At 45.4% G+C, this 12,554-nt stretch carries 5 protein-coding genes; 1 reads left to right on the forward strand and 4 read right to left on the reverse strand.

Annotation, left to right across the window (positions count from 1 at the left end; translation table 11 throughout):
* The first annotated feature begins 112 nt into the window (after positions 1 to 112).
* Positions 113 to 862 (forward strand): Bax inhibitor-1/YccA family protein, encoded by a 750-nt coding sequence (locus tag ACTQ16_RS08835; protein ID WP_153121954.1) that lies wholly within the window; start codon positions 113 to 115, stop codon positions 860 to 862.
* A gap of 246 nt (positions 863 to 1,108) precedes the next feature.
* On the opposite strand, the gene ACTQ16_RS08840 is transcribed toward ACTQ16_RS08835, so the two are convergent.
* The 4 genes from ACTQ16_RS08840 to ACTQ16_RS08855 form a co-directional block, all read right to left on the reverse strand.
* Positions 1,109 to 4,669: a GH92 family glycosyl hydrolase gene (locus ACTQ16_RS08840; protein ID WP_441937049.1), complete on the reverse strand. Its 3,561-nt coding sequence runs from the start codon at positions 4,667 to 4,669 to the stop codon at positions 1,109 to 1,111.
* Positions 4,670 to 4,698: 29 nt separating this feature from the next.
* Positions 4,699 to 7,413: a GH92 family glycosyl hydrolase gene (locus ACTQ16_RS08845; protein WP_441937051.1), complete on the reverse strand. Its 2,715-nt coding sequence runs from the start codon at positions 7,411 to 7,413 to the stop codon at positions 4,699 to 4,701.
* 103 nt (positions 7,414 to 7,516) lie between these two features.
* Entirely contained in the window at positions 7,517 to 9,136 is a 1,620-nt protein-coding gene (locus ACTQ16_RS08850) for a RagB/SusD family nutrient uptake outer membrane protein (RefSeq protein ID WP_294970979.1), read from the reverse strand.
* Positions 9,137 to 9,160: 24 nt separating this feature from the next.
* The gene (locus ACTQ16_RS08855; RefSeq protein ID WP_441937053.1) at positions 9,161 to 12,520 is read right to left on the reverse strand and encodes a SusC/RagA family TonB-linked outer membrane protein; all 3,360 of its coding nucleotides are present in this window, start codon (positions 12,518 to 12,520) and stop codon (positions 9,161 to 9,163) included.
* Positions 12,521 to 12,554: the final 34 nt, after the last annotated feature.

A 12,554-nucleotide genomic window follows, 5' to 3' on the forward strand; every position in this document is an offset into this window, starting at 1 on the left:
AATATTACGGAATAAATGTTAATAAAGCGCAGAGATAATTGCTAGTTTCAATAATTGGCATTATCTTTGCGCTTAGTTCTTTGAGATTACAAACAAATAAGTAAGATAAATTATGACAGAAAAAGAAATGTACAATCTGATAAATAATCAGAACAATCAGCAGAGCAATGGCTTTGCATTCAACGAACGAGAGCGCGGATTGAGCGGTGCCTTCCCTGTATTGATGCGCAAGGTTTATACCTGGATGACATTGGCTCTCCTGATAACCGGTGTCACCGCCTTTGGTGTTGCTGCCAGTCCTACCCTCTTCATGAGTCTTCATAAGATGATGTGGGGATTGATTATCGCAGAGCTGGTTCTGGTCTTCGCCTTGAGCGGTGCCATCAACCGCCTATCATTGGGTACAGCCACATTGATGTTCATCGGCTACTCGGTACTGAACGGTGCGATGCTCTCATCCATCTTCTACGTCTACAGTCCGATGGTCATCGCAAAGGTATTCTTCATCACAGCGGGAACCTTTGGCGTAACGGCTTTCTACGGTTATACCACCAAGAAGGACCTGACCTCTATCGGCAAGATCCTCTTCATGGCTCTGATTGGCTTGATTATCGCGACCGTAGTCAACATGTTCCTGAAGAGTCCAGGATTTGATTACATCCTGAGTTATGTGGGTGTGGCAGTCTTTACGGGTCTGACAGCCTGGGACAGCCAGAAGATCAAGCAGATGCTCCAGACACAATACGACGTAAGTGAAGGAGCCCAGAAGCTCGCCTTGCTCGGTGCATTGACCCTGTATCTCGACTTCATCAACCTCTTCCTCTATCTGCTCCGCATCTTCGGAGGAAGCAACAAGGATTAAGTTTTAAGAATCATATAAAAAAAGAAAGTTGGCTGGCCCATCAACGGGTTAACCAACTTTATTTTTTTTAGAAAAAGCAAATGATAAAGTCTATACTGTTTTATCATATTTGTGATGCAAAGTTATCGAAAATATCGTAAAGCTCCAAATTTTTCGGCAAAAAAATAGTTTCATTCCTATCAAATAGGTGTTTCATTGGGGGGAATGAAACTTTTTTATATAGGAATGAAACTATTATTTTAACATTTATTTCATGGCTTTCATCTCGAAGTGCAGTTCACCACCCTGCAAGATTTGCTGATGGGAAATGCGATAATCACTCCAAGGATTTCCATTCAAGGTGGTAGACTGGATGAGATAATCATCTGCCTTCCTACGTTGAGCCGACAGAACAAATCGCTTGCCGTTCTCCAGATTCAACGTCACCTTATCAAAGCTTGGCGTTCCGATATAATACTCTGGCGTACCTGGACAAACCGGATAGAAACCGATGGAAGAGAAAACATACCATGCCGACATCTGGCCCGCATCATCATTGCCCGACAATCCACCCGGCGTATCATTATACTCGGTATTCAGGATATGATGAACACGCTCCTGAGTCTTCTCCGGTGCACCAGCCGCATCATAGAGATAAGGTATCTGATGACATGGTTCGTTGCCATGCCAATACCATCCCTTGTCAAACATATCATCCAGACGGGTAACCACAGGATCATCGCCCTTAGCCGACTTGCTGTTGCGGATTACCTCAAACAGTCCTTCCGGATTCTGTGGCACATACCAGGTATAATGACAGGTAGCACCCTCGGTGATATAGCTCTTGCGATGAACCAGATCACGATTGTTTTCCCACTTACCTTTCTCTGTCCTGCCGTCAGCCCAACCCGTAGAAGGATTGATGACATTGCGCCAGTTTTCAGAACGGCGCATCAACAGCTGATAATCTTCCTGATACTTCTGACGTTGAGAAATATTCTGACAAGAATCCATCAAAGCCTTCGCCATCTGAGCCACGGCGAAATCATCATAGGCATACTCCAAAGTGCGGGATGTCTGTTCGTTGGTATGGAAAGCATCTGCCACCGGATTCTCCAGAGGAATATATCCGTTCTCAATATACGAGGTAATGGCACGTCGACCCTTGCCGTCTTTATAATCCCTGATGTAATAAGGAGTGGAGAAGGCATTCTGTCGCATGCCGTCGTATGCCTTCTTTACATCAAAGTTACGAATGCCCTTCACATAGGCATCAGCAAGAGCCGCACTCGCATGATCGCCAATCATCGCTGCCGTATAACTGTTCCAACATGGGAAGATAGGCATCCAGCCACCCTCCCGATACATCTGGACCAGTGACTGCATCATCTCGCCAGAGAGCTTCGGAGTGATGAGACTATAGAGCGGCAACTCTGCACGATATATATCCCACATCGAGAAATCGCCATACTTCTTCAGGGCATTATATGGAGAATAGTTTCCATAAACAGAATAATCAACCTGAGTACCGGTAGAGAACTCCGGATAATCACCATTCACATCGCTGATTTCATGAGGCAGGAATGAAGAACGGTAAAGGGCACCATAGAACTGGTTCACCTTGGACTGATTCTTACTCTCAACATCAATGGTATGGAAACGCTCGCACCAGAACTCAGCAGCAAACTGCATCATACTGTTAAAGTCCAAGCCTCCGAACATATAGTTCTCGCCATTGAGATTTCCCAGTGCATTCTCACGGGAAGTGAAGGAAGAAGCCGACAGCCACTCCATCGACTTGCCTGCCTTGCCACGGAAGGTGAGCCAGGCACCAATACGCGCTTTGTCCTGCATCTTCAATCCCCTACTTATTCTGTTATCACCGTCAAAGACACCGTAATCCACAAGCTCATCTTCATCGTATGCCAGAACGAAATGACCGCTGAAGCCTGCCGGCTCTCCCCATCCCTGATAAATGCGGTGAACAGGATTATAGCCATATACCACATGGTTGACGGTATCAATCTCTATATACCCCTGTCCCTCGTCACTGTTCGGATTGATGACCAGATGCACCAGCTCATCCTTGTCGGGCGTGACACGGAGGATGGAAGTATGACTCAATGCCGTGAGCTCTGCCTTGAGATGTTCCTGCTTGAGGTGAACAGCATAGTAATGAGGATGGGATATTTCATCATCATGACTGAATGGCGTGGCACGCTGCTCTGGCTGAAGACGCAGGTTACCACCCAATGCAGCTACGGTAAAGGAACCGTAATCCTGCGTACAGCCTCCCACTATCCAATGGCTGTTGCGGAAACCCTGCAAGTGGGTATCCTTATAATAATAAGGTGCAATACATTTCTGTTCGGTATCCTGTGTCTGCGGCGTCCAGAAGTTCTGTCCGTTCGGAACGAGGACAGCCGGAAGGGTTTGTCCATGTTCCTCGCTACCCTTGCCAAACATGCCGGCAGTCTGGGTATTCGCCTGTGCTGTACCCACCATCGTATTGAGGGCATTGAGCTGGCGGATATGCTCCAGATTGTGGATGCGTTCGTGCATCATCCGCTTCCATGTATTCCAGGAATAATAACAAGTACCGTATTCTACCTGAGCAAGACCACTGAGTTGGATATCCCGCTCATTGAGCATGAACTTGAAAAGAACCGAATCCTGAGCATTCTTATAAAATACCATCTGCAGGTTGGCAGCCATCGGAACCACACGGTCCATCCTGTCTACCCCATTACCCAAGACCACCTTTTCCTCATCCTCTCTGGCACTCTGCGGAAGAGAAGCCGTATCGAAAAGGAACGACAGAAGACGGTAAAGAGCCGTATCGTGACCAAAGCGAAGGGTCGCGGAAGAACGGGGAGAACGCAATGCTGCATCAGCCTCAGCCTCGATATTCTGCCAGAGCGAGATGGCACAGCGTGCCGGAATCGACTCGTTGGTCGGGTCGTTGCCATTATTGATGGTCATGCGACGGTTGTTGGCATCATAGATAGCCCGGAACTCCTCATCCGTAAACAGCGCATTCAATCCATCTTCTATATCCTGCGGATAAGTAGGGAAATTCAAGCCTACATCCTGAATGGAAGAGGCTACCGTATGCATCTCGGTCATCAGCTTCAAGGGTTCATCTACTTGAGAGACATCCTTAAATAACTGAAGAAGGAAACGGCGAGGTGATACATGTGCCTGCACATGCGTACGATTCTCCAAAGCTTTTATTTCAGGAGAGACATACGCTATCCAAGCCATATCGGCAGAATCGGTCTTGACATCAAGATTCAAACCCGGCTGAAGGGTATGCAACTCCGAAGTAAAAGCCTGCATACTCCTGGCGCAACGATCCACCACGCTGGAGCGGGCCTTCACCGCATTGCCTGCAGCAAAGATCTGTGGATAACGCTCAAACATACGATGAGCGATGCCCTGATGCTGAAGAGCACCCAACTTGCTCAGTTTTCCACCATTACCCTTGGCATTCTCCCATACACGCTGCAGCATTCCCTTCACCTGCAGACCCAGCGGAGTGAGATTACTCTCATCTTCAAAATGCTTGCAGATCCAGACATACCGGTCATCCTTCGGCATCCAACGGGAACCATGGCGACCGTAATGACTGATATAAAAAGGTGCGTATCCCTGAGGAACATTCAGAGAATCAGACAGCACATAGGTAGCCGTACCAAAAGTTCCTGTCTTGGCAGAAGGTCCTTCCGGGTAAGCATAATAGACGCCACCCATCTGCTGGCGGGTCTGAGCTTGCATGGATAGCACGCAAGCCAAAGAGATATATAATAATGTTACTTTTCTGTTCATATAATATATGAAACGGAGAATACTCCCATTTATTGTTTTTCCAACCTCCAATCAATACCTAAAGGATTTCCTTCCATACGCAGCACCCAAGGGAGATTTCCGGTGGTGGCTATCTGCATCACGGTATCATCCTGTTCAGCCTTCACGGTGACACTCTCTGCATCTTGCGAAACCTTACGCCATACGATCCCATTATAAACGAATGAGCCTGTACCCAGAAGTTGCTGCAGGGCTTTCCGGGAGATAAACAGGAAGGTGCCATCCCGCATTCCATGATTGGAGCATTGGTTGCAAACATACAGGTTCTTTCCTTTCTGCGGACTATCCCAACAGAATCCGTCAGCCTCAGCCACGAGTTGACGAGGGATGAGATAGACCGACTGATTACATTTCAGCACAAGGGTATCAGGGATACTCACGGAATCTACACCCACTTCCCATTGACGATATTGACGATTAAGAATGAAGTGAGATATAAACTGCACCGGAATAGTTTTCCCGTATTTATCCACAAGTTGTTCACAAAGTGTGAATTTCTCTTTCTCCTTTATATTCAACGGTTTGGAAGCTTTATCAACAACCTTTTCCACAGCAGAAGAATGAGGGAGCACAAGTTTTCCACCATTTATCAACACATCGTGAGTTATGAACATCTGCTTCCATTGCTCTCCTTCTCTCACCACCTTCAAGTCCTTTCCATTAGACAGATGGATGGTGTATTCCGGAACCATCGGTAAACCTACGATATAGAGATTCTGTCCTGCAATAGGATAGAAACCCAGCATATTGAAAATAAGCCAGGACGACATCGCTCCCCCATCATCATTACCCGGCAAACCACCAGGAGAATCATCATAGTTATCGTTCACAATCTGATGGATTCGCTGAACGCTCAAGTCAGGGCGCCCCACCCAATGATACAGGTAAGGAGTCATGAAGCTCGGTTCATTCGCCACATTGAAATGGCCATTGGCGAAGAAGGTATCGAGTCGTTTGATGAAAGCATCCTTTCCTCCACAAGCCTCAATCAGTCCCGGCACATCGTGCGGAATACTGAGACTATACTCAGCCGACAAAGCCTCGTAGAAGAAGGTTGACCACCATGGAAGATACCAGGGCGCCACCTTGGTATCCGGATGATAAGGAATCACAGGATGATAGACCTTCGACTTGCCCCAAGGCACAGAGTCGAGCCATCTGCCATCCGCATCTCTCGGCATGATAAATCCCTTCATCCCCTGCCATTCATAATCAGAACGCCAGAGGTTGCGCCAGTTATGCGAACGCTTCATATACTTATCGTAGAGTTCCGGATAACCCAGTCCTTTTGCCACCTGGGCAATACACCAGTCATCATAGCTATACTCAACGGTACGATTGCCGGCACGGTCTATTCCATACGGAATATAGCCCAGCGTATTATATTCCATCAATCCACCTCTACCATGCTTTTCCTCAGGCACACTGCCCACAAAGCCATCATCATCCGTTGGCGGCACTTCGGCATCCTTGATCATCGCCTTCAACGCCAGTTCATAATCGATACCCTTCATTCCTTTGGCAAAGGCATCAGCTATGACAATATCCGCATTACTGCCACCCTGCGTTCTACCGTTCCAGTTGCCACTTCTGGCATCAGGCATATAACCGTCATGCTTGTAGATATTGAGCAGGGAATTGACCATATCACGCTGCTGCGGTTCCTCAATCAAGGTAAGCAAAGGCATGGAAGTACGGTAAGTATCCCAGATGGCATAGTAATCATCATAATAAGGCGTAGCGGCGAAATGAGGGTTTTCACCCGACTTATCCACAGGCATCAGCATCGTATGATAAAGAGCTGTATAAAACATCCGCTTCTGCTTTTCGGTTCCTGCGATTTCTATCTTTCCCAACTTTCCGTTCCAGGTTTTCCGCACATTCTTCAACTGGGCATCGAAGCCGCAGGCAGGGATATTCTTCCTTGCCTGGGCAATACTGATATGCGAAATACCAATCTTCAGATTGACGGTACTTTTCGAGAAGGCAACATCCAATCTTGTCTTTGATTCCTTCACCTTATTATATAGAGGCGCTTCGCCATTAGCTAAAGGGACATCGCTATTAGATAAAGGCGCATCGCTCTGCAAATAGAAATATACGGTATAAGGGCCGCCATTGTTCCAACCACCCCTTACAGTACTCCATCCTGAGACGGCATATTTCCCATCACAAGTAACATACGAATCCACATACTGCTGAGTTTCGCGCTTATCTGGAATCGTATCTATACCCAGGAAGGTAGCCACATCTATCAGGAGTTTTCCCTTCTGTTTTCTGCCATAATCCAATCGATAGAAGGCACAACGTTCTGAGGCGGTAATCTCCGTTCGGATTCCATTCTCAAAAGTACAGGCATAATATCCCAGGGCAATCTTCTCATCCACCCGTTTCTGGATGATTTCCCCTGCATCCAAGAAAGGCTGAATCAGGATATTGCCATACTTCTGTCCACCACCCGTTCCACTGACATGCATCTGCGAGAATCCTTTGAGAGGCTCAGGCATCGGCGCCCATCCCGCATTCGGCATAGACACGGCATCCGGTCCCGGCTTCGCCATACCGTATGGCATGCAAGGTCCGGGGAAAGTTCTACCCAATCCCTCACTTCCGATACGTGGATCAACGTATCGGGAAAAATCTTGCGCTATCAATGAGGATAGCCCAAGGACGCAATATAATGCTAAGGCCAAGATTCGCTTCATTTTTTATTTCTGAATTTGCGGTAAAAGAGTGCGTTACTGTAATAATAAAGGGAGAGCAGCAGACTGCCACCCTCCCTTATTGCTATCTAAATCACATGATTTATCAATATCCAGGATTCTGCTCCCAACCATTCAAATTGATTGTGTTTTGTGGCACTGGGAAGATGCGATGACGCTTGTCAAAGCTTGCATCCGGGAAGTCCTTGTAATGAGGGAAGAACTCATCCTCATAATGACCGAAACGAATCATATCATTACGACGCCAGTTCTCATCAAAGAATTCACGACCACGCTCATCATAGATTTCCTGCAAGGTAGGTTCGTTAGCTATCGTTGGAGCACCTGCGTATGAACGAATCTGGTTGAAGAGAGCTTTTGCACCACTACTACCCTGACGAGTAAGAGCCTCAGCCTTCATAAGGAGAACATCGGCATAACGGAAAATCGGCAGGTCATTAGACTGGTTACGACCATTATTATAGTCGGCTGGAGTAGTAAACCATTTGATGGAGTGACAACCCTGCTGATAAGCATTTGCGTCATTGCCAACTTCAATGGTGTTATCTTTCTTAGCAAGAGTGATGTTTTCCGTAAAATGTACCTGGTTGCCTTTATACATAAAAGGTTCAGTTGTAGGACGTAAAGTCTTTGGGTCACGAACATAGACATCACCACGAAGAATGCTGAGATTACGAATATCCCCATCCAGAGAGAACAATTTGGCAAACTCAGGAGTGACTACCATGTTACCACCAAACGACTGAGTAAACTTATCTGTTGAACCATAGACATTTGGCAACAAATTTTTCATATCCTTGAATGTACGAGGACGAGCATACTGCATACCCTGACGATTGATGGCATCATATGGTATTGCGTATATGAAGTCTTCCACCTTCCAGCTATTGTCGTATGAGAACTTATGAAGATAGTCAACAGAACCCAAATTGAACTTACCACTATTGATAATATCATCGCAAGCAGCAATACAAGCATCCAACTTTGGATTTGCAGCAGTTGCTGCATCATATTGGTCAACCGACTCCGCCGTATAAACAGGCCAGTTGATATATAGCTTGGCAAGAAGAGCCTCTGCCATCCATTTAGTAGGCTTGCCGTATGTATTTTCAGTAACATCATCCGTCAATGCAGGGATAATGTCATTAAGCTCACTCTCAATCCACTCCGCAACTTCCTTACGTGGAGAACGAGGTACCACAGAACCTTCAGCCTGAACTTTATCCAAAATAGGCGTATCACCATAATTATCCATCAAAATCCAGGTATAATAAGCACGTATGGCACGAGCAGGCGCTTTCATCTGGGCAGAAGCTCCACTACCCAATTCCTCCAAGATGGTATTCGCCTTTGTAATACCAGCCGTCACATCATCATACCAACCGATAGAGGCATCATTAGGAGAACTACAATGTAGTGCTTGGTGAGCATAGGTACCACTGTCATAATAACCGCCAGCAAAAGCGAGTGAAGTAAACTCATCGGAAGCCAAGCATTGCGCCTCCATATAACGGCGACCCAATGTTCCTGCAAGATGGTAATATACATCCGCCATTTTTGCCTCCACAACAATCATAGGATCAACTCCTGAGTTTTGACTAGGATCCTCAGTATATTGCGAGTTTGGACTCATGTCCAAATCCGTACAGCCGGTAAGTGTCATAGCTAACAATCCAGCTGAAATAAACAATCTATTTAGTTTCATATTCTGTAATCTGATTAAATGTTATTACTTAACAGTCACAATAGCGATACGGTTAGCATGATTGGTATCCGCACCCTTGGCGATAATACGAGTCACATTCACGCCCTTATTCTGTAGATACTTAGCTACTGCATCTGCACGTTTCTGAGACAACTGCTGATTTACAGAAGACTTGCCTTCAGGAGAAGCGTATGCTACAATCTCGACATTAGAGCCACTCTTGATGCCATCAAGTTCTGAAGTATTACCAATCTCTGCAGAATTTACAGGGAATGTCACAACGTATGTGCTCTGTACGAATGTTGTCTTTCCTGGAACCTCCTTAACCACTTCCTTGATTACTGGTACTTCCTTGATTACCTCTCGGTCGATATACTGTGGCGTAGCCTTTTTCTTCTTGCTTCCACCGAAATTAATCTTAACACCCACCATGAAGGTACGTGTATGTGGATAACGGCTCCAACGATAATCGATACCCGGATCAATGCCACCCATATTCACCTCAGGATCAAGTCCCTTATAGTTAGTGATCGTAAAGAGGTTATTGGCTGTGCCATAAAGAGTCAAATCCTGAATCCAGTCATTAAAGCAATTACGGAATGTATAACTCAAAGAGAGCGTCTGAAGACGAACATAAGATCCTTTCTCTATATAACGGTCCGAAGGAAGTGAGCTTGAAGCATCGCCAACAGGATTAGAAAGGAATTCTTTCAATACGTTCTTACCATCTGAGAACATTTGAGCAGCCGTATAGTGAGCGCGAGCACTATTATAAACGTCATTACCGAACACACCTGTGATAAATGCGTTCAGACTCCAGTTCTTATAAGTAAGCGTATTATTCCAACCTGCATTGAGCTTAGGTTGCGCACAACCAGTTATAGAACGGTCTTTCAAACTTGGATTATTGGTAGTTTCGCCTGTACGATTACCATTTTCATCAAGAACATAGTACTCTGAGCGTCCATTTACAATTCCTGCATACTGATACGTATAGAATGTACCAATAGGTTCGCCCTCCATAATTCTCTGTGTCCAACCATCAGCAGAAACACCAGCTACCATTGGGTCACCCTGGGTGAGATTAGTAGTATGGAATGTCTCATTCTGCATCTTATCGACAGTATTCTTGTTATGAGAGAGGTTGAGGGTAGTACTCCACATGAAATTCTTGGTACGAACAGGCACCGCATTCAATGTGAACTCAATACCCTTATTGGTCATCTCACCCACATTGGCATCCATCCAACCATATATGTACTGAGTTGTAGAAACAGGATAGCTCCAAATCAAGTCCTTGGTCTTCTTATGATAAACTTCTACAGTACCATTCAGACGTCCCTTCAAGAATGCGAAGTCGAGACCAATGTTCAACATACCTGTTGACTCCCACTTCAAATCAGGGTTTGCATTCTTGGTTGCACCGTATGTGCGATAAGTCTTACCATCATATACGAATGTACCAGAAGCACCATACGTATTATAAGAAGAATACACATCGAAGCCCATGGCATTACCAGAAATACCATATCCCGCACGAAGTTTCAAGTTATCGAAGATATGCTGGTTCTGCATAAACTTCTCCTCAGTGATATTCCAGGCAGCAGATACAGAAGGGAAAGTTCCCCAACGATTGTTCTTGCCGAATACAGAAGAGCCATCTCGACGAATGGTTGCCTGAAGCATATAACGACTGTCAAAAGAGTAGTTCACACGACCGTAGAAAGAGATATTACGTACCTTCTCCAAATAGCCGCTCTGAACGGAGTTCTGAACACCCAAGATGGTTTGTGCGTATGACATATTATACCATCCAAGATCATCATTATAGTAACCTTCAACACTGAGACCGAATCCATCGTTATTCTTCTTTTCTTCCCAAGAATAACCACCCATCAAGCCCCACTTGCTCTTTCCGACCTTGAAATCGTAGTTGAGATAAGTCTCAAAAGTCTGTTCACGACCAAAATAAGTATTACGGGTAGCCTGACCATTCTTGTTGCCAATACCCTCCAACTGAGAGTTACGGGTATTATAGGCACTATAAGTACTTTGATAATTACTCCAAGAATAGTTGACACTCCAAACGAATCCCTTCCAAAGTTCGAGGGCGGTCTTACCAACAAACTGGTTACGTTTCCATACAGTCTCAGACTTATTTTCCTCCATCAATGCAAGAGGGTTATAGTTCTTGGAACCAGAGCCTACTGTCCATATTCCATCCGCATTTTTGATGGCATTTGTAGGAGAATAGTAGTTCATGGCATCAAGCACAGATGCACCCTCATTGCCAGATGGTACGCCAAAGTGTTTGCCATACATCATATTCGCACCAAGAGAAACAGTAAGGTGGTCTTTCAATGTCTTGGTTGACACAAGAGAACGGACATTGAAACGGTCAAAGCCTGTCATCTTGATGACACCCTCACGCTTTCTGAGATCGGCACTAATCATATAATTAGTAGAACCATTTCCACCACTAATGTTTACATTATGATTATGACTTATACCAGTACGAAGCACCTCGTCTTGCCAATCCGTATTGGCGCCACCATCCTTGAGAGTTATATTGTTGTCCTTTGCATACTGACGCAAATCATCAGCTGTACACACATCATATTTCTTCAGAATATTATCAAAAGCCACATAGCCATTGTAAGAGACATTGGTTTTCTCCTCAGCACCCTTCTTGGTAGTAATGATGATTACACCATTGGCAGCCTTGGAACCATAGATGGCCGTAGCTGTAGCGTCTCGAAGAACGTCAATGGACTCGATATCTTCTGGAGACACAATAGAAATATCAACTCCAGGAATTCCATCCACTACATAGTAAGGTGACATGGCACCTGTACGGAGAGTAGAAGCACCACGAAGTGTAATGGTAGGAGAACCGTTAGGATCGGCAGTAGAAGAAACCACCAAACCCGGAACCTTTCCCTGAAGCATCTGACCTGGGTCTGTGAACACACCTTGGTTCAAATCTTCAGCCTTCACGGTAGTAATTGAAGAGGTAACATCCTTACGACGCATCGTACCATAACCTACCACAACCACCTCGTTGAGGGCAGTGTTATCTTCATCCAACACAATCTGACTATTGCCACTTGCCTTAATGGTCTTTGACGTAAATCCAATGTAAGAGAGCTTCAGCTTCGCTCCTGGCTTCACATTCAAGGTGTAGTTACCATTTATATCGGTAACCGCACCATTGTTAGTACCTACCTCCATGACGCTTACGCCCATGAGAGGTTCGCCATTGGCATCTTTTACGGTACCGCTGACCTTACTTTGTGCAAATGTGAGTGTACTCACCAGCAGAAGGGCGGAAGAAAGCAATACTCTTTTCATGATTCTTCCATTTGTCTTTTGTACTATTTGCATAACTTATTAGATTTTGTTATAAATAATCGGATGC

Source organism: Prevotella sp. LCP21S3_D2, from assembly GCF_052118345.1.
Classification (GTDB): domain Bacteria; phylum Bacteroidota; class Bacteroidia; order Bacteroidales; family Bacteroidaceae; genus Prevotella.